The following is a 23,211-nucleotide window of genomic DNA, read 5'->3' as shown; positions in this document are numbered from 1 at the left end:
CAGCCGCGCGCCCATCGACTACGCTAGCCGCCGCGCCGTATCGCCCGCTTCTGCGGACCGTCTGATCCGTGATGCCATTGTTCGCGCCACAGCCGCTCGAGCCACAGTCCGATCGCACGCACCGCACCGCATCCGCGCCACCAAGGCTGCCGGTCGCGCGCCATGCGCTGCGCGCGGTGATCGTCGCTGCGGCGATCCTGGCCACGATCCTCGACATGTCGGCCCATCGTTCGCCGTCGTCCATGCAGGCCTCGGATCCGGCGCCCGATCTGCGGGGCAGCTGGCGCAGCGTCGCGAACGGCGACCGCGTGAACGCGATGCACAAGGACGGCGACACGCTGTGGGTCGCCGCGGATGCCGGCGGGCTCGTGCGCTGGTCCTTGGCCGCCGGGACGTACGTCCAATACCTGCATCCGCAGACCCCCCTGCCGGACAACACGGTGTACGACGTCGCGCCGGCGGTCGGAGGGGGGGTGTGGGCCGCCACGGCGCGCGGGCTCGTGCGCTTCGTGCCGGAGCGCGAACAGTGGCAGGTCGTCACGCCGGCGACATCGCCCGGCATGCCGGCGCGCGTCGTGACGGCCGTGGCGCCGCTGGCGGACGGGACACTGTGGGTCGGCTTCGCACAGGAGTGGGACGCCGGCGCGCCCCATCCGGCCTCGAAGGACGGCAGCGTGCGCGGCGCGTTCCTGCCGGGCGGGATCGCACGCTTCGATCCGGCCGCCAACACATGGTCGTCCGCCAGCCAAGCGGAAATCGTCACGCTGCCCGGCGATCCGCTGGCCGATCCGCGGTTCAAGTCGCTGCCCTCGGACAACGTGACCGACCTGGCGCTCGACTCGGCTGGGACGCTCTGGGTCGGGACCCGGCCGTACTACGCGTGGGATGCCAGCAACTGCCACGAAAGCGACTGCCTCGGGCAGACGGACTTCTGGGTGCTCACGGGCGGGGGCCTCGCGGCCAACAAGGCCGGCGCGTGGCGGCGCTGGTATCCGACGGCCGAGACGGACACGGCGTGCTACGACCGCACGATCTGGTCGCTCGCCGCGGATGCCGACGAGCGGATGTGGGTCGCCACGCAGGGGCACGGCGTCCTCTTGATGCGCGGCTTCGGCCAGGCGTGGTCGTGCTCCAGCGGACAGGCGTACTACATCAAACCGCGCGGCCGGCCGGACCCGAACGTGCGCGGGCTGCAGGGCAATGTCGTCCGCGCAATCGCCGTCGAGGCCGGCGCCGGTCGGATCTGGCTGAGCCAGGGCGAGGGCACGGACGTCGGCCTCGGCCTGACCGTCCTCGACCCGAGGGCCACCTTCGACGATTCGCCCGGGTCGCCAAGCTGGTTCGACTCGGACGATGTCTACACCTCGTGGAGCGTCGGCGATCCGTCCGCGCGCAACCGCCGCGCGTCGGCGATCGTGGTCGACGACGGGCGACCGATCGTCGGCACGATCGACGACCGCAACGGGGACGGGGACGGGGTCTGGCTGGCCGAGCGATCGGCCGAGCCGGCGGCGCCGCCGGCCTGGCGAGCGCTGCGGACCGCCGACGCCGGGCTGCCGTCCAACCAGATCACCGCCCTGGCGGACGACCCGCTCGGCCAGACGACGTGGTTCGCCATGAAGAACCGTGGGGTCGCGCGCTGGCAGCGGCAGACGGACGCTTGGACATGGTGGCGCGCGTTCCGCGAGGTCGGCCGCGTGGCGCTGGTCACGTCGGCGGCCGTCAAGGGCGAAGCGACGGTGCGCGTCGACGTCCCTTCGGCGGTGGCCTTCGAGGCGCTGTTCCCCGAGGCGCTGGACCTCGTCCGTCTGGGCGATGCGACGACGGTCCACACCGTCATGGCGTTCACACCCGAGGGCGACGGGCTGAGCGGCCGGCTGACGCTCTCGCCGACGCTGAACGCCGACCTCGCCGTCGCGGACGGCGTCGTGCGCGTGACGCGCGGGCCGGCCGGCGACCGGGCCACGCAGATCACGCTGCGCAACGGCAGCGAGCCCTGGATGTCGGCGCTGCGCAACGATGCGTTGTTCCAGATGACCGGCACACCACCGAGCTGCCCGGACTACCCGGACTGCTGGCTCGATGGCGGCCTTGCCGGCCTCGTCGACGGCGTGTGGCGGGTGTACGACCCGCACAACAGCCCGCGCGACTACCGCGAGGCCGTCGCCGTCGAGGCGGACCAAGACGGGCGCATCTGGGTCGCCGACGGCAACCTCGTGGCGACCGGCTTCGGGCTGGCCGTCCTCGACCCGACCGCCGGTACGTGGCGCAAACACCAGGTGACGGCCGACTTCAATGCCGGCAACGGCGTGAGCGACCTGGCGATCGATCCCGAGAGCGGCCATGTTTGGACGGCGCACTATCCGGTGGAGCGCCGTGTTGCGATCGGACCCGGCCAACCGGAGCAGATCGTGGTCGCCGGTGGCGGCGTTGCCCGCTTCGACGGCAGCCGCTGGAAGTCCTGGACGAAGAAGGACAGCGCTTCGACGATGGGCACGTACGGCGACTACGGCGTCTACAACGCGGTGACCGTCGACCGAACGCGAGGCAAGGTCTGGGCCGGTGGCTGGTCGACGCTCGGCAGCGTCTTCCATTGGCCGCGCGGCGAGAACGTGCACGCGCAGTTGGACGCATGCCCGCTGGCCACGTGCCGCGCACGCGATTGGGTCGGCAAGCGCTGGCTGAACGACGGGCTCGTCAGCGCGCTCGGCGTCGACCCGACGGGCCGGCTGTGGGTCGGGACCCATCGGCACGGGCGGGGCGTGCTGCCGCCGGTCGGCGGCGTCAAGCTGCTCATCGGCGACGCTTGGCATCTCGTGTCGCCGGACGCCAGCGGGATCCCGTCCGGCCAGATCGCCGCGCTCGAGGTCGACGGCCCGTCGGCCTGGGTTGGGACGCTTCGGCACGGCGCGGCCGTGTACGCGGAGGCGGTGGTGCCCAGCGCCACCCCGACCGCCTTCCTGCCGACGGCGGCGCCGACGTTGACGCCGACGCAGACACCGGACCCGTCACCGACACCTTCGCCGTCGCCCGACGCGAGTCCGACAGGCGGCGGGACGGAGCCGACGCCGACCGATCCCGCGGGCCTGACCCCATCGCCCACACCGACGACGCCGCTCGACGCGACGCCCGACGGCCCGCCGAGCGCGACGGCCGCCGCCACGGCGACGCCCTCCGCCACGCCGCCGGTCGAGGCGACGCCGTCGCCCGCACCGACGGTGCTCGGCCGCTGCCCGGCGACCGGGTGCGTGATCCACCTGCCGTCACTGTGGCGCCTCAACCGGCGGCGGTAGCTTCGTACCCCGCCACTGCACAGTCGCCGGCCTGCGCACTCTGTATGGCACCCAAGGCATGTCCAGTGACGGGGTGCTAGCCGTCGATCCCCATCATCCGTCCGAACTCCTCCGCCAGCTCGAACGCAGCGCGAACGTTGCGCGGGTTGCGGGAGTTCAGGTACTCGACGTTGATGCCGAGCCGGTCGGCCGGGATCCCGATCTCGCCGGCAAACGTCGAGAGGCGCTCCCAGACGAGCGTCAGCTGGGCGATCGAAGCGTCCACCATGCTGCGGGCACCGCGGAGCGTTCGCTCGACGTCGCGCGGCACGTACACGCCGAGGGCGCGCAGCGCGAAGTTGAGATCGTCCTCCCCGACGAAGGGCGAGAAGGTCAGGAAGATCTTCGGGAACTGATCGAGCGGGATCGTGCGGACCATGTCGAGCAGCAAGCAGCTCATCCACTCGCCCTCGTACAGCAGCTGCGTCGTGTAGAACGAGAGCTTCGACTCGGCGATCTTCAGCTGCAGCCGCGCGAGCTCGTCGTAGCTGGCCGGGCGCGGCACGAACTCCTTGCGGCGCGTCGGAATGATGATGCCGCCGCAGTGAAAGCCGCGGCCGCGGGCGATCTCGGCTGCTTTCGCGACGTCGAGGGCCCGCTCGCCGTACCGCTTCTGCGACGCGTCGCCGCCGACGAGGACGACGTCGCGGACCCCCATCGCCTCCGCCGCGTCCAGCCACGCGGCGAACGGCTCGGCTTCGGTGGCGACGCTCACGCGGTACAGGCTCAGCGGCTTGGACGCCTGCGTCTGCAGCCAGCGCGCGAAATCCAGGTTGCCGACGCGTTCGACGCTCGAACGGTTGAACTCCCCGTCGTCCTGGATGTCCGGCACGGACAGCGCGTCGAAGCGGGTGTATGCCCGCAGGCAGTGCTCGAGGATGGCGTACGCCTTGTCGCGGTGCTGGATGAGCGGCGGCGTCGCTTCCATGATGACCCGCGCATCGGCGAGATGGCTATCCATCGAACGCCACGAGCCGATCGGGCGCGATGTCGCGCAGAAACGGCAGCACCGCATCCTTGCCAGAAACGATCGGTGACGCGGAGGGCCACGGGATCGCGAGATCCGGATCGTCCCACCGAACGCCGAACTCCGCGGCGGCATCGTAGCCGTCCGTGCACTTGTAGCTGAAGACGGCCGACTCGCTCTGGACGAGGAAGCCGTGCGCGAGGCCGGCCGGCACCCAGAACTGGCGGAGCGTCTCGCCGCTCAGCTCGACGGCCGCCCACCGGCCGAACGTCGGGGAGCCGCGGCGTACGTCCACCGCCACGTCCCAGACCGTGCCCTCGAGCACGGTCACGAGCTTGCCCTGCGGTCGCGGGTTCTGGATGTGCAGCCCGCGCAGCACCCCGCGCACCGAGCGGGAGACATTGTCCTGCACGAACGTCGACGGCAAACCGAGTGCGGCATAGCGTTCGGACTGCCATGTCTCGACGAACCAGCCCCGGCCGTCGCGGAAGACGCGCGGTTCGAGGATAAGCACGCCGGGGAGGTCCGTGGGGATGACGTTCACGATCGGCGATTCTATCTCGTTGGGCCGCGGTCTCCTAGTGCGCCACCACTGGACACGCTCGGGGCGGCCACTAGGGGGGGAACCCGGAGACTGTGCAGTGGTGGTGGACTCGTACTCCACCACTGAACATGCTCGTGGCGGCCACCAGATTAGGGAACCCCTAGAATCCACAGTGGTGGAGTACTAGCCGGCGACGGCCGACCCGATGGCCAGACCGTCCACGTGCTGGATGGCCAGCACGGACGGGCGCGGTGGCGCCGTGCCGTCCGGGAATAGGCTCGACGGCGCCGCGAACGTGCTGCCCTCACCCGGGTGCTGGATGGAGAGGAAGAGTGTGGTGTCGTTGGGGGTGAACGCGTGGCCCGTGACCTCGGCGCCGGCCACGGCGCTGAAGAACCGCCGCACCCGGCCGCGCTCCGGACCATCGACCGAAACGACGAACAGGCCGTCGTTGATCCCGAACGCCTCAGCCTGTCCATCGGTGGCGATCCAGAGGTTGCCGGCGTGATCGAACGCCAGGTTGTCCGGACAGCTGATGCGCGAGATCCCGCCGGTGGCCGGGTAGCCTGCGAAGTATGTCGTCGGATCCGCCGGGTCGCCGCAGACCAGGAAGAGCCGCCACCTGAATCGCCGCCCGGCGTGATCCCCCGCGTCCTCGATCAGCTCGATCACGTGTCCGTGCTTGTTCTCGACCCGCGGGTTCGCGGGGTCCGCCTTGGGCTGGCCGGGCACGCCGCGCTGGGCATTCTTCGTAAGCGCGATGTAGACCGTGCCGTCCGGCGCGATCTCGATGTCCTCAGGCCGGTCCATCTTCGTGGCCCCGACGAGGTCGGCCGCCTTGAGCGTGTTGATCAGGACATCACCCTGCGTGGGCAGCCCGTTCACGCTCGTCAGCGGACCCTGGCCGTGCACGAGCGGCAGCCAGTCGCCGCTCCCGTTCGCGTTGAAGCGCGCCACGTGCAACGTGCCCTCGTCGAGCAGATCGCGGTTGGCCGCACGGTCGTTCGGGTTGAAGTGGCCGCGCGTCACGAACTTGTAGACGTACTCGAACGCCGTGTCGTCACCGGAGTACAACGCCACCTGCCCCCCCGGTGCGACGACCGAGTTCGCCGCCTCGCGCCGCATCCGCCCGAGCGCCGTCCGCTTGCGCGGAACCCATTGGGGGTCGTACGGATCGACCTCGACGACCCAGCCGAAGCGGTAGGGTTCGTGCGGGTGGCGTCCGAGGTCGAAGCGGCCGTCATGCCTCTCCCACGCCCACTTGGAGACGCCGGTCGCGACCCCAGAGCGGGCGTGGTTCAGCAAGTCCTCGTCGTCGTCGGTCAAGCTGCGGCGGTTGCCGAACGCGTCGTGAAAGTTCTCTTCGGCGGAGAGCACCGTCCCCCACGGCGTGCGCCCGGCAGAACAGTTGGCGAACGTGCCGCGCACAGCACGGCCGAGCGGGTCGGCCGCCGTGCGCAGCAGGCGATGGCCGAGCGCCGGACCGGTGATCTGGCACTCCGTCGTGCCCGTGATCCGACGGTTGTAGGGACTGCCGAGCACCGGCTGCCACTCACCCCCTTCGTGGACGACCTCGACGATCGAGAGTCCGAGGCTCTCGAGCTGTACGGCCACCTGCTGTGCGGTCGGCAGCGCGGCGTTGTAGTTCGGAAACATCAGCTCGGGGTTCGTGTACTCATGGTTCACGACGAGCAGTCCGCGACGCCACGATTCGGTGGACCGCGGAAGCGGGAAGTAGCCGACGAAATCGCAGTTGTAGCCGAACTGGAGCGCCTGTGCCGCAGGCGTCTGCCGCAGCGGGTCGAACGCCGGCGCATCCGCGAAGAGCGGGTCGCCCCACCGGAGCAGCGTCGAGGCGCGGTGCCCATCGGCCAGCGCCATGCGGTCACCGACCGTGCTTGATACGTGGCCGAAGCCAAGCCGGCTCTCGGCAGTGGGAATCGTGCGGTTGTGGACGTTCGGCAGGTAGATCGTGAGCCCGGCCATGGCCGTGCTGCGCAGGAAGTCCCGGCGCGACCAGCGTCGCGCGACGACGTCGGCGAACGTCGCACCCCTGCCGCCCGCGCTCAACGCACGCTGTCCCGGTTCGTCGGTGTCGCGGTCAGGCATCGGGCGCTGTCGTCCATGCGGTGGGGCGGTTGGGCGGCGAGGCGGCGGGGCGATCGAACGTGGAAGTATGCGACCCGCGAGGGCGGTCGCTATCATTCCAGGCTCGGCCGGCGGCACGAAGTTTAGGCGCGTGCGAAACGCCGGTCAACGCACTTTCTCCGCCCCTACGGACGAAAGGCTGTCTCCAACATGACGATTCGACGATTCACCTGGGCTGCCGGCACCGCACTCCTCATTGCCGCGGGCGCATGCGCGCCCAACCCCGCCGACGACGCGCCCGCCGCCCAGGTCTCCTCCGGGCCCACGGTCGTTGCGCCGTCGGCAAACCCCGAGGTCGCGCTCGTGGCGCCGGTCGAGGAGGCCGCGCCGGATGTTGCAGCTGCGGCGGTCGACGGGGCCGCACCGGTCGGCGTGGTCGCCCTTTCCGGCTCGATCGGCTTCGTGGCCAGCAAGATCACGCGCACCCACGACTGCGTCTTTTCCACTTGGGACGGCACGCTCGATCCCGGCGACGGCACCGTCGCGACGGCCAAGCTCTCGTTCACCGTCGATGTGAACACTGTCGGCTGTGACGCCACCGCTGGCGGCAACGAGCGCTTGGAGAAGCACCTGCGCAGCGACAGCTTTTTCGATGTCGAGACCCACCCGGCGGCGACGTTCGTTTCGACGGCGATCGTCGAGGGCGGCGAGGCCGGCGCCACGCACACCGTGACGGGCGATCTCACGATCCGCGGAATCGCGCGCCAGGTCTCGTTTCCTGCGACGGTCGAAGTCGCCGAAAAGACGGTCAAGGCCAAGGCGGAGTTCTCCGTGAATCGCCAGGACTGGGAGATCCGGTATCCGGGCCAGCCGGACGATCTCGTGCGCGACAACGTGCTCATCAAGATCGACCTCGCCGGCGAGGCATGAACGAACGTCGCGGTGCCGCGGCGGCGGGCGGTCCGTTGGGCCGACCGTGCCGCCGCGGCACCTTGCCGGCGGCGGCGATTGGCATACACTCAGGCGCGGCGCCGGGCATTGCCTGGCGCTGATCATGTTCACCCAGCGCCCCGTCCCAGCGCGTTCACCCAACGCGCGCGCGGGTGGACAGTCGGGTCGACGGACCCGCCCGCCATACGGTGACCCCGCCACAAGGTGACCCCATCCATGAGCCAGATCAGCTTCTTCGACCAGGTCAACCGCAACTTCGATCGTGCCGCTGCGCTGACCGATCACAGCGAAACGCTCTTGTCGCTGATCAAGCAGTGCAACAGCGTCTATCACATGACGTTTCCCCTCAAGCGCGATGATGGCTCGATCGAGTCCATCCACGCCTGGCGCGTCGAGCACAGCCACCACAAGCAGCCCACCAAGGGCGGCATCCGCTTCGCCGACGCCGTGAACGAGGACGAGGTGATGGCGCTTGCGGCGCTGATGAGCTACAAGTGCGCGATCGTCGACGTCCCGTTCGGCGGCGCCAAGGGCGGCATCCGGATCAACCGCCACAATTACTCCGATCGTGAGCTCGAGCGGATCACGCGCCGCTACACGTTCGAGCTCGTCAAGAAGAACTTCATCGGCCCGGGCGTCGACGTCCCGGCGCCCGACTTCGGGACGGGCCCGCGCGAGATGTCGTGGATCGCCGACACGTACATGGCGATGGTCCCGGGCGAACTGAACGCGCTTGGCTGCGTCACCGGCAAGCCGGTCGCGCAGGGCGGGATTCGCGGCCGAACCGAGGCCACGGGCCGCGGCGTCTACTTCGGGGTGCGCGAGGCGTGTGACGTGCCCGAGGACATGGCGCGGCTCGGCCTGACGGTCGGCCTGTCCGGCAAGCGCGTCATCGTGCAGGGGCTCGGCAACGTCGGCTCCCATGCGTCGCAGTTCCTGCAGGACGGAGGGGCCGTCATCGTCGCCGTCGCCGAGCGCGAGGGCGCGGTGCACAACCCGGACGGGCTGGATGTGCGGGCGCTCATCGCCCATCGCGCGGCCACGGGCTCGGTGGCGAACTTTCCGGGCAGCACGTACATCGCGCATTCCCTCGATGCGCTCGAGCTGCCGTGCGACATCCTGGTGCCGGCCGCGCTCGAAAACCAGATCACCGAGGAGAACGCGCCGCGGATCCAGGCCAAGATCATCGCCGAGGGCGCCAACGGCCCGACGACGTCGCGCGCCAGCGAGATGCTGGCCGAACGCGGCGTGCTCGTCATCCCGGACTCCTACCTGAACGCCGGCGGCGTCGTCGTGAGCTACTTCGAGTGGCTCAAGAACCTTTCGCACGTCCGCTTCGGCCGAATGGAGCGACGCTTCGAAGAGTCGGCGTACCGCGGCCTGCTGCAGGCGATGGAGTCGATGACCGAGAAGCGTCTTTCCGAGATCGAGATCCGGGCGCTGGCCAAGGGCGCTTCGGAGGAGGACATCGTCCAGTCCGGCCTCGAGGACACCATGGTCGATGCCTATCGCCAGATCCGGCGCATTCAGCACGAGCGCAAGGGTTGCCCGGACCTGCGAACGGCGTCGTTCGTCAGCGCGATCGACAAGATCGCGTTGTGCTACTCGGAACTCGGCATCTTTCCGTAAGGCACGATTTGCCGTCGGCCCAACTTGCCGTCGGCCCAACTTGCCGTCGGCACAGCGCTTCGTCGGCACAACCCTCCGTCGGCACAACTCTCCGTCGGCACAACGGGCGGGCTTGAGACCGCGTTCGCGTCATCGCGACGAACACGCCGACAAGGCGATCATCGAGCGAACAAGAATGGGCCGGCGCACGTGGCGCCGGCCCATTCTTGTTCGCTGCGCGGTTGCGCGATCGCGCTGCGCGATCAGCGTTTGTAGCGGTAGCCGAAGGGCAGGTAGATCTGGTTGCCGCCCGTCGTCGGCGGTCGCGTCGGTGTCGGGACCGGGCCGACGGAGTCGCCGGTTTCGGCCACGAGGATATGGCCGTTGGTGGTGTCCGTCTCGATCCGGACGCCGGTCACGTCGGCCATCGACCAGTCCGCCCGCGGCGGCACGTCGCCGACGCCGAAGCTGAACGCGCCGGACGGGTCCGAGCCGCGATCGAAGCCGATCGTCCGCCCACTCGCAAGCCGCAGGTAGACGCGGATCTGACGGTCGGCCGTCGTCGTGCCGCGGATCGTGCTGGCGGGGCCGGGGCTCCAGTCGAAGTCCAGTTCTTCGACCGCGATGTCCGCCGTGTCGCCGCTGGCCTCGAGGTGGACCGTCATGCCGGGCTCCAACGACAGCGCCTGACCGCCGGCGTCCTTCACGCGGACGTCGAACCGTCCGGCGGCGTTGGCGACACCGGCCGCGCTGCCGCGTGTGGTGCCGTCCGCCGCCTTGACCGTCACGACGACCGGGCTCGAGGGCAGCGCCTGGCCGGTGACGCGGTCCGTGTGGACATAGACCTCGCCGCGCGCACGGTAGGCGTGGCGGTAGACGTAGTGGCCGTCGGCCGTGAACAGCCCGATCTCGAAGCCGTCGCCCGGGTCGCGCTGGAAGCCGGGGATCGGCTGGAACTGGAACCGGCCCTGGGCGTTCGTGAGCGCGAACTGCACGGCCCCGCCACCGCCGCCGGGGCCGCCGCCGGTGAGGTCGAGGCACCCGCCGGCCGGGAACTTGCGCAGGACGATCGTACCGGCCGGTAGCGTGCCGGTGAGTTGGCCGGTCGTCCAGTTCACCGAGACCGTGAGTGCGGGCAGCGTGACGCTGACGTCCTTCGTGCCGAGCTTGGCCTTGACGATCTGACCCGCGGCCGTCGTGACCGGCGTCCCGCCCTTGGCGAGCTCGAAGTCGAACTGCGAGTTGTAGCCGGCCGGACCCTCGGCGTGGCCGAGCGACGCGCCGCCGGCGTCGTTCAGGTCCGCCGTCACGGCGTCGCGCGGCGTCCCGACGAGGCCGCAGGCGTGGCTGCCGCCGTGCTGGGCGACGAGGATCGGCACGTAGCGGGTCATCGAGACACGGTGCCCAATCGGGACGCGGTAGATCAGATTGGCCCGTGAGCCGGGCTGGACGTTGTACGGCGGCTGGAAGCTCTGCGTCCACGTCCCGTCGGCATTGATCGTCGGTTCGGCGTTGCGGTTGCCGCCGAAGCCGCCCCCGCCCATGCCGGGGCCACCGCCGATGACCGGCCGCGCGATCGCGTCGCCGACGTTCAGCTCGAGGTGGCCGCCGGGCGTCGCCCGGCCGGAGACGCTGTTCGCCTCCTCGTCGAACGCCACGCTGAGCTCCGGGATCGTCATCTCGAGCGTCTCGGCCGGTGCGCCGGCCGGCACGACGCGGACGACATCGCCTTGCTTGGGGCGAACGCGCTCGCCCGTGCCGTCGACCATCGTCACGGAGAAGATCGCGTCGACGTCCGTCTTGGCCGAGCCGGTGTACAGCGTCCGGCCACCCGAGAGGACGGTGATCGCGACGTCCGCCAGCGGCCGCCACGACCCGACGAGCGTGCCGGTGTCGAGGTCGAGGCGCAGACCGGGCACGAAGATCTGGCTGAGGATCGTGTGCCCGCCCTCGTCGATGTTGAACGTGATGCTGTCGTTGTGCTGCAGGTCGAAGGTACCGCTGAAGCTGTGGCTGAAGTTGCCGGTGCCGTCCGAAACGGTCTCGGCCGTCGCATCGTCGCCCACAAGCGGCCGGACGACATCGATGCCGACCGTCTTGGCCGGCGACGTGACGCCGTTCACGAGGTCATCGGCCACGAACGCGACGCCGCGCAGTTCGGGCACGACGAGGTTGAACATGTCGTCGCCCACCGTCGCGCGCAGCGTGTCCCCGACCTGGATCCGCACGGGCTGGTCGGTCGTGTCGGTCAGGTTGACGAACCAGTTGCCGCCGAAGCCGCCCGCACCGCCGCCGCCGGGACCGCCGCCGCCGCCGCCGATATTCGCCACGCCCGTCGCCACGACGACGCCCTTGTTGTCCACCAGCTGCAGGCTCGCCGAGCGGCTGGTGGGTCCGTTGCCGCTGACGAACGTGTCGTTGATCTCCAGCGACATCCGCACCGCCGCCCACGACGAGACGAGCTCATGACCGCTCAGCAGGCGAACCGCCACCTCGCCCGCCATCGGGTCGTCGATGTCCAGCGTGCCGGCAAAGTCGGCCACGTATTGGCCTGAAGCATCCACGGGCACGGTCTTGCGGGTCGTCTGGCCGCCTTGCTGGCGCGACACCGTCACCGTCGTGCCGGCCGGCGCTTCGCCGGACACGCGGTCGGACGCCTTGTCCGTCATCGCCGTGACGTTGCCCACCGGGATGATGATCGGATCGCCCGCCACGAAGTTCACCTCGACGCGGTCGCCGATGGCGATCGCGTTCGCCCCGCCGAAGCCGACGCCGTACGCGCCGGCGTTGTTCGAGACATCGTCGTCAACGGCCTTCTGCGTGCCGTTGGCGGCGCGCAGCGACGGTGACGAGCGTGCCTGGGTCCGCCACGCCCGTCACCTGGCTCGTGTGGATCCCGACGCGGACCTGTTCGATCGCGTCGATCGTCACGATCGTGAGGCCCGGTGCCACCTCGACGCCGACGCGGATGCGCCAGCCCGGTCCGATCGGGTCCGTGCCCGGCATCGTCGCGTTGAACGTGCCGTCGGCCGCGGACGTCGCCGTGGCCGTGGGCGGCGTGCCGCCGAACGGCGAGAGTGCCTCGACCGTCACCTTCATGCCGGCCGGCGCGCGGCCGACCACCTTGCGATCCGAAGTCGACACCTGATCGATGTACACCGCCGGCGCGACGCCACGCAGCGTGCGGGTGCCACCGGGAAGGGCGCTCGTCACCGTCACGGTGACGGTGTCGCCGACGCGCAGCGGCTGCAGAGCGGTCGGCCCACCGCCGCCGCCGCCGCCCCCGCCCCCGCCGGCCGCAACGTTCCAGTTGGCCGTCGGCCGCACGGTGGCGACCTGACCACGGCCGCGCGCGGCCCCATCCGGGGCGCTGAAGCCGACGTTCACCCTGTCGCCCGGCGTCACCGACCCGCTGATCGAACGCGCGCCGATGGCCGCCGTGGCGTTGAGGGCCACGTAGCGGGCCGAGAACGTGTTGCCGTCCGCGGTCGTGATCGTCGCCTGGCCGCCGTGGCCGGCGACGAGGTCACGCCCGGAAAACGAGGTGCTGAACGTCCCGTCCGCCGCAGCGGTGACGGTGTTCGTCATCGCCGCCGTCACGTTCGGCCCGGCGTTCAGCACGACGTCGACGCTGGCGCCGGCCGGCGCCTTGCCGACGACCTTGTCGCCGTCGATATCGATGTCGGCCGCCAGGTCGGGCACGGCCGCGGTCTGCTCGGCTGCGCCCTGGGGCGTGAGGGCGATCGTGTAGCCGCTGTTGATGAACGGCCCGCGGTTGTTGCCGCCGCCGCCCATGCCGCCCCCCGCACCACCGAACTGGATCCGGACGAACCCCTGCGCATCCGATACGCTCGGCTGCCCGTTGGCGCGCACCGTCGTCCCCTCGCGCAATTGCGCCTGCACGACGGTCGACGGCGTCGTCCGCCACGTCAGGGCGTTGTCGTGCATCGACGCGCCGATGCCGGTCGCCGCTTGAACGGTCTGCTGCTGCGGCATCGCGAAGGCCGGAGCCGAGAGCCCGTGCCATGGCGTTGCGCCGGCGCTGACAGCGCCGACAAGTGCCACGGGTAACATCAGACGCAGCACACGCCACGCGGTGGGTCGGAGCATCGGGAGCCTCTTTCTGTGTGGGTCGGACCGGGTCGCCAAGAACGGGCGATCGGGAAGCGGGGGCACCGTCTCAGGACATGCGGCAACGGCGCCGGCAGCGGGCGCACGACGGACTTGCCCCGTCCGGATGTCGCACTAGTACTCCACCACTGTGGATTCCAGGGGTTCCCTACTCTGGTGGCCGCCACGAGCATGTTCAGTGGTGGAGCACTAGGCTGCCATAACGCCAAGCGCTGTCCGCAGGCTAGTCAGGCTTCGGACCAAATTGTAAAGAAACCGTAAACGCGCGCCTAGCGCGGGCGGATTCCGCGCGAGCGGAGCGGGCGATTGGCCGCGCGACTGGGGTTGGCGCCGCACGGCATTGACCGTAACCAGGCAATTCCCGGAACCTGGCAATCACCGCAACCAGGCGGCCTGTACGGCCGCGGCCAGCGACGCGGGCGCTGAACGGAGCCGTTCCGGCGACGGCGTCGAACCTTGGTACAAGCCGTTCCGCCCGCCGCCTCGTCCGTCGAGCACCGCAAACACGGCTTCCGCAACGGCGCGCACGCGTCGATCGTCCGCGGAAGCGGCCGACGCGATGACGACGCGCCCGTCCGGTTCCGTCCCACCGGCGACGACGATCAGGCTATCCGGCCGCAGCGCCGTGACGGCGCGCGCGATCGCCGTCAGCCGCGCCGCCGGCGCGTCCGCTTCGTAGGCGGTCAGCACGCTCGGCGGGCCGTCCGGCAGGGGTTCGGCCCACGTCCCGGCGTCTCGCGGCGCTGCGATCCGCTCGGCAGTCGACCTTACGATCTCTGCCTCCAGGTCAACCGCCCGGCGCTCCGCCGCGGCCAGGCGAGCCATCTGCGCGTCCACCGCGTCGAGGAGCGCGCCGTCGGCGGCGCCGAGCGTCCGTCGGAGGACCGCCGTTCGCGCCTCGTGCGCTGCCATGCGCCGCCGGACCCGCCCGCCGGCCACCCACGTCAGCCGCACCCCGCCGCGCATCCGTTCCGCCCCGAGGAGCGCCAGCGCCTCGACTTCGGCCGTGTTGGCGACGTGCGTGCCGCCGCACGTCGCGACGTCCAGCGTGCCGATCGAGACGAGGCGGACGGGACCGCTGTGCGCCTCTGGCAGGCCGCGGGACCGAACCCCCTGCCCGCCGAGGTCCGCTGGATCGACGTACGTGCTCCCCACGACGTGGGCCGCGCGCAGCTCGATCGCCACAGCCGACTCGAGCGCCTCGAGCCCGTCCCGACCGAGCTCGGGCACGGCGACCTCGATGTCCGACGTGTCCGGACCGAGGTGGAACGCCGTCGTCAGCCAGCCGAATCGGTCGGCGGCGACCGCCGTCAGCACGTGCTGTGCGGTGTGCTGCTGCATGTGATCGAATCGGCGGTCCCAGTCCAGCTCGACATGAACCGCTGCCTTCGGCACGGGGCATGCCGCCCCGGCTTCCAGGACGTGCCGGATGACGCCCGCAACCCGCTGCACGTCGGCGACGGCCTGGCCGTCGACGAAGCCGCGGTCGGACGGCTGGCCGCCGCCTTCCGGGTAGAGGACGGTGTCCACAAGCTCGATCCATGGGCCGCGCGCGTCGTCGCCGCGTGCGGCGACGGTCGTTTCGATGCTGGTGCGATAGGGTTCGCGCAAGTAGGCGGCGGGAACGTGGGGATCCATGCGTCGGCCTCGAGGGTCGGGGGAGGGCGATCCTGTGCCGGAAGCGGGCCCGGCACGGTGTTATACTGCCCGAAGCTAGACTGCCCGAAGCTAGTCTGTGCGATGATGTTCTGCGCGATGATGTTCTGCCTGAAGTTATACTGCCCGACGGTTCGATGGAACAGTTCGATGGAACAGAACGGCACCGAGCGAGCACGGATGTGACCGGGAACGAAACCGCCGACCAGACGCGCCATTCCAGCGCCATCGACGCCGCCAAGGAGTCGGCCGGCGAGGCTGCCGCCGCGCTCGTCCTCAGCGGCATGCGCCTCGGCCTCGGCACGGGCTCGACGGCCGACTGGGCGACGCGCGCCGTCGGGCGTCGGCTGGCGACGGGCGAGCTCCGGGACATCGTCGCGGTCCCGACATCGACGGCCACCGAGCGGCTCGCCGGTGCGCTCGGCATCCCGCTGGCCACGCTCGCCGTCGTGCCCGAGCTCGATCTGGCGATCGACGGCGCGGACGAGATCGATCCTTCGATCGACTTGATCAAGGGGCTCGGCGCTGCGCTCCTGCGGGAGAAGATCGTCGCGCGGGCCGCCGCGCGGTTCGTCGTGGTGGCGGACGGTAGCAAGGTCGTCGATCGACTCGGCACGAGGGCACCGCTGCCGGTGGCGATCGTCCCCTTCGCCTGGCAGACCCACCTGCGCGCCATCCGCGCCCTCGGTGCCGAACCGACGCTGCGTCTTCGGCCGGACGGGGAGGCCGTCGTCACGGACGACCAGCTCCTGATCCTCGACTGCCGGTTCGCCGCGGGCATTGCCAACGGTGCGGAAGTCGAGCGCGCGCTGCGCGAACGGCCCGGCGTCGTGGCCACGGGGCTGTTCCTCGGACTCGCGGATACCGCGTTCATCGCCACCGCCGACGGGGTGACGGTCCGCACGCGAACGCGTTGACACGGCCGCTGGTCGTGGCCGTCGACGCCAGCCCGGTGCGGCCGGGAACGGGCGGCGTCGGACGGTATGTGGCCGAGCTGATCGCGCACCTGCCCGACCGCGCCGCCGGCCGCCCCCTGACCGTCGTGCCGCTGACGAATCGGCCGGATGCCTGGTTGGCCCGGTTCCACGCCGGTCAGGGTCCGAGCCCACGCGCGCACATCGCGCCGCCGCCGCCGGCATTGATCCGCCGCCCGACCCTGGCCTGGCTGCAGTGGGAAGCCGCCCGACAGGCTCGGCAACCGGGCATCGCGCTCTTTCACGCGACGACCGGCCGCGCGCCGCTTCGCCACGACCGCCCGACGGTCGTCACCGTGCACGACACGGCCGTGATCGACGTGCCGGCGCTCTTCCCGTACCGCGAACGCTGGCTGGCCGGCCTTTGGCTCCGCGCGTCCGTACCGCGGGCGACGGCCATCGTGTGCGTGTCGCGCTCGACGGGCGAAGCGGTCCTCCGGCGCTGGCCGCACACCGCGACCCGGATGCGCATCGTCCGACCGGGCGCCGGCGAGCACTGGATGCAGCCGCCCGCGCCACTGTCGGACGAACTGGCCGGCGTCGTCGGCCGGCGGTGGTGGCTGCATGTCGGGGCGTGCACCGTGTTGAAGAACGTCGTTCGGCTGGTGGAGGCGTACGCGCATGTCCACCGTCAAGTCGGCGAGCCGGTGCCGAACCTGGTCCTCGTCGGCCCGGAGGGCGACGCGGACGCCGGCGTGCGCGCGACCGCCGCGGCGCTTGGCGTCGCAGAACGCGTTCTGCCCATCGGCCCGGTCGACGACGCGACGCTCCACGCGCTCTACGCCGGCGCTGAGCTGACGGCCTGCGTCGGGCTGCACGAGGGCTTCGGTCTGACGGCGCTCGAGGCGCTGGCCTCGGGATGCCCGGTCGTGTCGTCCGGCCGCGGCGGGTTGAGGGACGCCGCGCCGTGCGGGGCGCTGGTGGCGGACCCGACGGCCGGCACGGCGCTCGAACTCGCGCTCGCGGCACTCGGAACGAATGCGTCGCTGCGCGCGCGGTTGGGTGAGGACGGCCGCGCGCATGCCGCGACGGCCACGTGGCGACGGACGGCGTTGGCGACGGCGGAGGTGTATGCCGTGGCAGTGGCGGGCGACTGAGCAAGCGGCGACCCTTGCGCATCACCGCCAAACTCCGCACAATGCGTTTCGAGTCCGTTCGTCCGTTCCGCCGTTGCCGAGAGAGAGCCCATACCCATGTCACGAGCCTCCGATGCGCTTCGTCGCTGCTTCCTCACCTCCGGCCTGAGCGACACCGCGCTCGAGACACTGGCCGACCTTACCCAGCGCCGGCAGATCGCAGCCGGCACCATCGTCTTCGACGAGGGCGAGCGGGGGAGCGAGCTGTTCATCGTCGACTCCGGCGAGGTGCGCATCACGACAACTTCGCCGACCGGGCAGGTGTTGACGCTCGTCAGCCTCTATCCCGGCGATTCCTTCGGCGGCTTTGCGCTGCTGGACGGCGAGCCGCGCAGCGCCACCGCAACGGCGATGGCGGACAGCACGCTGGTCGCGCTCCACCGCGACGCCTTCTTGGACATGGTTCACACGAATCCGACGGCCTGCGATGCCGTGCTGCACAGCCTCGCGGAGATGGTGCGGTCCATGAACAAGCGACTCCTGGACGACCAGATCGACCCGCCGGCGCGCGTCGCCAAGATCCTCCTGGCCTACGCGGAGCGGCACGGGGTGCCGGGTGAACGCAGCGGGGTCATGATCAAGCATCCGCTCAGCATTGACGACATCGCCTCGATGGCCGATCTGTTCGCGTCACAGGTCGACAAGGTCCTCGAGAAGTACCAGTACGAGAGCGTCGTTGAACGGGGGCCCGAGTTCTGGACGATCCTGCGCATGGATGCGCTGAGCGAGGCGACACAAAGCCCGATGCATCGCACGGATTGAGCGGACGGAATCGTCCCGGGGCACGGGCGATCGCTCGCGCGCGTTCGTCCTACCGGTCCCGCAACCGCCATCTGTGGCGCGCGGTGCGCCACGAGTCGGCGACGTGGAGCGCGAAGGCGAGCGGCCAGTGCGGTGATGACGCGAGGCGCGGATACCGATCGGCCAGCGCGCTGCGCGGCGGCCAGGCGATCCAACGGACCACCGTGCCGGTTTCGCGTGCGTTGAGCGGCCACATGCGCGGGGTCTCCAGCAGCGGCCTCCGAGCGGTCGCCATGCCCGCGCGGGCCACTTGGTCGACATCGACACCGTCAGCCCAACGGCGCAGCGGCGCCCGGACGTGTCGGGCGAGGCCTTCGAGCACCGTGCACGGCACATGCGCGTCGAGTTCGCGCGCGGCAAGGTACAGCGCCGGCCAGATGAACCGAGCGGCATGCGGCGTCGCCGCCACGTCGACGGCCCGCTGCCATGTCCGATCGGTGGCGCGCGATGCGACGACGCCGACATCGACGAGGGACAGCAGCCGCAGCTTTCGGCTGAGGGCGTCCACCGTCGCGTGAGCGGTGATGTGGAGCAGCATCGCCGCATCGTCCGGCCAAGGATCGACCGGCATCGCGGCAGTCGCCTCCGGCGATGCGGTGAGCGCACCGATGTCGAGCGTCAGCCCTCGGAACCCTTCCAGGACGCGCGGATGAACGTCGACCGGCCGCGGGTTGTCCGGATGCTCGCCCCGCCAGTCGACGACGGCGGCACCCGGCATGGCGTACGCGTCGTGCTTCCAGCTCGTGCCGGCGTGTCGATAGCCCATACCGCTCAGCGCCGCGTCCGCCGCCGGGACGTGCTCGGGCGGCACGTAGATGTCCGTGTCCGCCATCGGTCGCAGCGTCGGGTCGGGATAGGCGTTGTCGGCCAGCCACGCGCCCTTGAGTGGCCGCCACGGCACGCCCGCCGACGTGAGGGCGCCGGCCAGCCGCGCCCGGTCGGCGGCCAGCACGACCGCGCGATCCGCAACGCGCCGCGCCGTGTCCGCCAAGCCGGCAGCGACGGCCGTCGGTGCCATCGGACCCAGCGACGGCGCGATGAGCGCGGCGATACCTTCCGCCTCCGCCCAGCGGACGATCGCTTCGGCCGCCGGATCGCCGCAAGCCGCGACGATCTCGGCCGTGGTGCGGGCAAGGGCGCGCGGGTCCACGCCCGTGGCCACAGCCAGCGCGAGCTTCCCGGCGGAGCGGGCCAGTTCAAGGCGCTGCGGCGCGTCGAGGCTTGCCGGCGGGGTGAACGGCCCGGCCATCACGGCCGTATCATCGCGTGGGTCGGCCGGACGATCGGCCGGTCGGCGCGGCATCGCTTGGAGGGTTCGGCTGTCGGCTGCTATGGTAGGCCGTGCTTGGGTCCGCCCCGACCCGCCGAGCATCTTGCCGACGGAACGAGTGCAGGGCGAGGGTCGGCAGTCGAATGCGCCCCGCCGACAGGAAGCGGTGTCCGGGATGTGTCGTGCATCGGACGCCGCTCGGAGGAGCGTGACCCGTGCGACGACCTTCTGGGTGGGTGAGCATCATTCTCGTTGGGTGCATGCAGCTGTGCCTGGCATGGTCGATCGAGAACGCCGGCTGGGTGCCCGGCCTCACGATCCTGACCCCGGTCGTCCTCGGCGGCGTGGCCGTTGGCGCCGTGTTGTCGGCGTGGCGCTGGATGCCGGTGCTCGTCGCGCACGGCTGGAGTGCTGTCATCGGCACGGCGTGCACATTCTACCTGGCCACCGGGCTCGTGTCGGACTACCAGAGCGCCCCGGCCGGCTTTGATGCTCTGCCTTTGACCGACCGCTTGGCGTACGTGCGGAACCTGTACCTTGCCTGGCCAAACGTCGCCCGCAGCGGCATGCCGCTCACGAGCGACCAGTCGGACATGATGGCGCTGTTCTTCACGATCACGATGGCACTCCTCCTGTGGCTGCTGGCGTACATCTGCACGTGGTTCGCCGAGCGCTACATCAGCTGGTCGGGCGCTGTGCTGCCGAGCGGGTTCGCGCTCGTGTTCAGCCTGTACTCGGCACGGCTCAACGGCTACGCCGCCTATATCGGCTTCTTCATGCTGTGCGCGTTCCTGCTGGCCGCCCGCACCCATATCGCGCTCCGCCTCGAGCGCTGGCAGGCCGAGCGGATTCACCACGGATCCGGGATGGAGTTCGACTTCCTGCGCGACAGCCTCGTCGTCGCCGCCGTGGCGATCGCCGTGGCGTTCGTGCTGCCCGGGCGCATCCAGAGCGCGGTCCTGCGCGACCTGCCGGCGACGTGGTCGGCCATGTCCGAACGCACGCGCAAGCTGTCCGGCCGCTACTTCCCGAACTTGAACTACCCGATCCGCGGCGAGGGCAACAGTTTCGGCAACGCCATGCCGCTCACCGGCAGCATTGAGCTCGGCAGCCAACCGGTGTTCGACGTCGAGCTGGACGGCCAGAACGGCGTTCCGGCGCGGTACTTCCGCATGGCGGTTTTCGACACATGGGATGGACAGGGCTGGCGCCGGACGCCGGACAACCAGCGCACGGCGACCGCCCTCGAGCCGGTCGGCGACGCATGGGCAGCATCGCGGGCCGTGACGCAAACGGTGCGCACGCTCAAGCCCGGGGTTACGCAGCTGTACGCGCTGGCCGCCCCGGATCGGTTCGATATCCCCACCACGCTCGAGGTCGCCGCCAGCGGCCGCGACGTGCTCGCGATCGAGAGCGGTACGGCTCTGCCGCAGGGGGGGCAGTACTCCGTCTGGTCGAACCTCAGCGCGGCAAGCACGTCGGAGCTTCAAGGCGCCGAACGCGCCGGTGATCCGGACTGGGTGGCAGCGCGTTACCTGCAGTTGCCGGAGTCCGTACCCCAGCGCGTGCGCGACCTGGCGGTCTCGATCGCCGGCGAAGAGCCGACGCGCTGGGACAAGGCGAAGGCCATCGAGTCTTACCTTCGCCGATCCATGCGCTACACGGAGACGATTCCCGACCCGCCGCGCGGCCAGGACAAGGCGGACTGGTTCCTGTTCGACATCCAGCAGGGGTATTGCGACTACTACAGCACGTCGTTCGTTGTGCTGGCGCGCAGCCTCGGCATCCCGGCCCGGCTCGCCGCCGGCTACGCCGGGGGCGAGCAGCTCGGCACCGGAACCGCCCGCCGCCTGCACGACTTCGACGCCCACACCTGGCCCGAGGTGTTCTTTGCCGATTACGGCTGGATCGAGTTCGAGCCGACGGCCAACGAGCAGGCCCTTGACCGTCCGGCAACGGCCGACGATGCGCGCCAGCTCGCGTCACAGGCGCCGCCGGCGTCCGGCGATTCGGCCCGGCCGCCGGAGGACCTGTTGCCCGAGGAAGACCAGCGCCCGCCGGCGGCCGAACAGTCGCCCGAGCGCGGCCAATCCGCCGCCTTGGCTGCGAAGGGCTTCGGCCGGTGGTGGCCGCTGCTGGCGGTGATCACCGTCGTCGCCGCGATCGCGGCCGGCGGCCGATGGTGGTGGCAGCGCCCGCTGGCCGGGATGAGTGCCGCCGAGCGCAGCTACGGGCGGGTCGTGAGGGTTGCCCGGTGGCTCGGCGTGGGTCCGACACGCGCCGAGACCCCGAGCGAGTACAGCCGACGGCTGTCCCGGAAGATTCCCGAGGCGGACGAGGAAATCTCCACGATCACGCGTGCCTACGTGGCCGAGCGATTCGGGCGCCAGCCGTCGGACGGGCTGTCGGACCGGCTTGAGGCGGCCTGGCAGAAGGTGCGCAGAATCGGCCCGTCGACCGTCGTCCGAACCGTTCGAGAGCGGTGGATCGCGCGCCGAAGCCATCGGTCCGACGGCACAGAGGACGGTTCGGCGTAACGACGTGCGCCGACCAGGCGGCCCGCGTCTTGCTTAGGCGACCTCGTCGGATATACTGCGGCGTCCCGCCCACCAACCGGAGCAAGAGATGCAAGTGAAACACGCGCTGCGGCGCGATGGTTGGATCGTGCCCACATGTGCCCTCCTCCTCGTCGGCTTCGTCGCCGGCTGCCGGCCGAGTGGCGGCGAGGAGGACGGCAGCCCGTCCGCCCGCGAGGACGCATCGGGTCGCGCCGACGTCGGCGGCGATGCCGCGTCGGAGGACGCGCCGGCGCCGGCCGAGAACGGCAAGGCCGTCGTCGGTGCCGGGGCCGACACGGGCACCGCGGACGGCACCGCGCCCGCCGACTCGACGATGGCCACCGAGCTTGCGGCCTCCGTGAACGGCCAGCCGATCCCGCTGGCGGACTTCCAAACGCAGGCCCTTGACACGCAGCGATATTATGTCGACAAGGGCCTCGACCCCAACACGGACGCCGGTCAGCGCCAGCTCTTGGCGCTGCGCCGCGACGTATTGAGCGAGATCATCGACCAGGCACTGATCGAACAGGAATCGGCCCGGCGCGGGATCACGGCGACGAACCAAGAGGTCGAGGCCAGCCTCGCGGCGTACCGGCAGCAGGCTGGCGGGACGGCCGACTTCGATGCGGCGCGCGCGGCCACCGGTGTCTCGGAAGCCGACGTCTTTGCGATGGAGCGCCAGGCGATCGTCGGCCGCAAGTTCGTCGAGGAGATCAGCCGCGATGTGCCGTCGACCGCTCTCTTCGGCCACGCCCGGCACATCCTGTGCATCACGGAAGCGGACTGCACGGCCGCACTGGCGAGGCTCGACGCGGGCGAGGAATTTGCGACGGTCGCGTCGGACACGTCCAAAGACGAGGTCTCGGCGAGCGGCGGCGGCGACCTCGGCTGGGTGCCGATCATCGACGGCTTCAGCAACCTGCCGAGCGCCGAACTCGAGGCCGTGATCGCCGGCCTGCAGTCCGGCCAGCGATCGGGTGTCGTGAAGACGGACTTCGGCTTTCACATCGTCGAGGTGACCGAAACGGATCCGGCGCGGGCCATCGATCCGGAGCTTGCGCTGAAGTTGCGGGAGCAGCGGGTGCAGGACTGGCTGGCCGAGCAACATCAGACGGCAGACGTCGTGATCTACATCTCCGACCTGAAGGATGCGCTGGATTCCGGCAGCTGACGTCGTTCCGGCAGTTCCCCCGAT

Annotated in this window: 15 protein-coding genes; 8 read left to right on the top strand and 7 right to left on the bottom strand. The window is 70.6% G+C overall.

Annotated features, from left to right (window positions below; all coding sequences use genetic code 11):
* Positions 1-68: 68 nt before the first annotated feature.
* Complete coding sequence (locus tag IPG72_06830) at positions 69-3,293, top strand: hypothetical protein (GenBank protein ID MBK6768711.1); 3,225 nt, start codon at positions 69-71, stop codon at positions 3,291-3,293.
* Positions 3,294-3,369: 76 nt separating this feature from the next.
* Here IPG72_06830 and IPG72_06825 read toward each other — a convergent pair whose 3' ends face one another.
* The 3 genes from IPG72_06825 to IPG72_06815 all read right to left on the bottom strand — a co-directional run bounded on the left by IPG72_06825 (position 3,370) and on the right by IPG72_06815 (position 6,952).
* Positions 3,370-4,293 (bottom strand): hypothetical protein, encoded by a 924-nt coding sequence (locus IPG72_06825; protein MBK6768710.1) that lies wholly within the window; start codon positions 4,291-4,293, stop codon positions 3,370-3,372.
* A complete protein-coding gene (rfbC, locus tag IPG72_06820; GenBank protein MBK6768709.1) occupies positions 4,286-4,843 on the bottom strand; it encodes a dTDP-4-dehydrorhamnose 3,5-epimerase in 558 nt (185 codons plus the stop codon). Before rfbC ends, IPG72_06825 begins: the two co-directional genes overlap by 8 nt.
* Positions 4,844-5,026: 183 nt before the next feature.
* Entirely contained in the window at positions 5,027-6,952 is a 1,926-nt protein-coding gene (locus tag IPG72_06815; GenBank protein MBK6768708.1) for a PhoX family phosphatase, read from the bottom strand.
* Positions 6,953-7,141: 189 nt separating this feature from the next.
* On the opposite strand from IPG72_06815, the gene IPG72_06810 reads away from it, so the two are divergent.
* Positions 7,142-7,861 carry a YceI family protein gene (locus IPG72_06810; GenBank protein ID MBK6768707.1) on the top strand — a complete coding sequence of 240 codons (720 nt, stop codon included), beginning with the start codon at positions 7,142-7,144 and terminating at the stop codon, positions 7,859-7,861.
* A 237-nt stretch (positions 7,862-8,098) separates the two neighbouring features.
* Positions 8,099-9,511, top strand: coding sequence for a Glu/Leu/Phe/Val dehydrogenase (locus tag IPG72_06805; protein ID MBK6768706.1), 1,413 nt, complete (start codon positions 8,099-8,101; stop codon positions 9,509-9,511).
* A 242-nt stretch (positions 9,512-9,753) separates the two neighbouring features.
* On the opposite strand, the gene IPG72_06800 is transcribed toward IPG72_06805, so the two are convergent.
* The 3 genes from IPG72_06800 to IPG72_06790 form a co-directional block, all read right to left on the bottom strand.
* Positions 9,754-12,213: a hypothetical protein gene (locus tag IPG72_06800; GenBank protein MBK6768705.1), complete on the bottom strand. Its 2,460-nt coding sequence runs from the start codon at positions 12,211-12,213 to the stop codon at positions 9,754-9,756.
* Positions 12,214-12,295: 82 nt separating this feature from the next.
* The gene (locus tag IPG72_06795) at positions 12,296-13,555 is read right to left on the bottom strand and encodes a hypothetical protein (protein ID MBK6768704.1); all 1,260 of its coding nucleotides are present in this window, start codon (positions 13,553-13,555) and stop codon (positions 12,296-12,298) included.
* A 441-nt stretch (positions 13,556-13,996) separates the two neighbouring features.
* Positions 13,997-15,259 (bottom strand): hypothetical protein, encoded by a 1,263-nt coding sequence (locus tag IPG72_06790; GenBank protein ID MBK6768703.1) that lies wholly within the window; start codon positions 15,257-15,259, stop codon positions 13,997-13,999.
* 155 nt (positions 15,260-15,414) lie between these two features.
* On the opposite strand from IPG72_06790, the gene rpiA reads away from it, so the two are divergent.
* From rpiA to IPG72_06775, 3 genes are all read left to right on the top strand, one after another.
* Positions 15,415-16,194, top strand: a complete 780-nt coding sequence (gene rpiA / locus IPG72_06785; GenBank protein MBK6768702.1) for a ribose-5-phosphate isomerase RpiA — start codon at positions 15,415-15,417, stop codon at positions 16,192-16,194.
* Positions 16,191-17,348 (top strand): glycosyltransferase family 4 protein, encoded by a 1,158-nt coding sequence (locus IPG72_06780; protein MBK6768701.1) that lies wholly within the window; start codon positions 16,191-16,193, stop codon positions 17,346-17,348. Before rpiA ends, IPG72_06780 begins: the two co-directional genes overlap by 4 nt.
* Positions 17,349-17,444: 96 nt before the next feature.
* A complete protein-coding gene (locus IPG72_06775) occupies positions 17,445-18,149 on the top strand; it encodes a Crp/Fnr family transcriptional regulator (protein ID MBK6768700.1) in 705 nt (234 codons plus the stop codon).
* A 49-nt stretch (positions 18,150-18,198) separates the two neighbouring features.
* On the opposite strand, the gene IPG72_06770 is transcribed toward IPG72_06775, so the two are convergent.
* Complete coding sequence (locus tag IPG72_06770) at positions 18,199-19,437, bottom strand: nucleotidyltransferase family protein (GenBank protein MBK6768699.1); 1,239 nt, start codon at positions 19,435-19,437, stop codon at positions 18,199-18,201.
* 257 nt (positions 19,438-19,694) lie between these two features.
* On the opposite strand from IPG72_06770, the gene IPG72_06765 reads away from it, so the two are divergent.
* Together IPG72_06765 and IPG72_06760 are read left to right on the top strand one after the other, a co-directional pair.
* Positions 19,695-21,995, top strand: coding sequence for a DUF4129 domain-containing protein (locus IPG72_06765; protein MBK6768698.1), 2,301 nt, complete (start codon positions 19,695-19,697; stop codon positions 21,993-21,995).
* A gap of 88 nt (positions 21,996-22,083) precedes the next feature.
* A complete protein-coding gene (locus tag IPG72_06760) occupies positions 22,084-23,187 on the top strand; it encodes a peptidylprolyl isomerase (GenBank protein ID MBK6768697.1) in 1,104 nt (367 codons plus the stop codon).
* Positions 23,188-23,211: the final 24 nt, after the last annotated feature.

The organism is Candidatus Avedoeria danica, from assembly GCA_016703025.1.
Classification (GTDB): domain Bacteria; phylum Chloroflexota; class Anaerolineae; order Epilineales; family Epilineaceae; genus Avedoeria; species Avedoeria danica.
The sequence above is the reverse complement of the archived record's forward strand: the minus strand, read 5'-3'. Positions and strand labels throughout refer to the sequence as shown.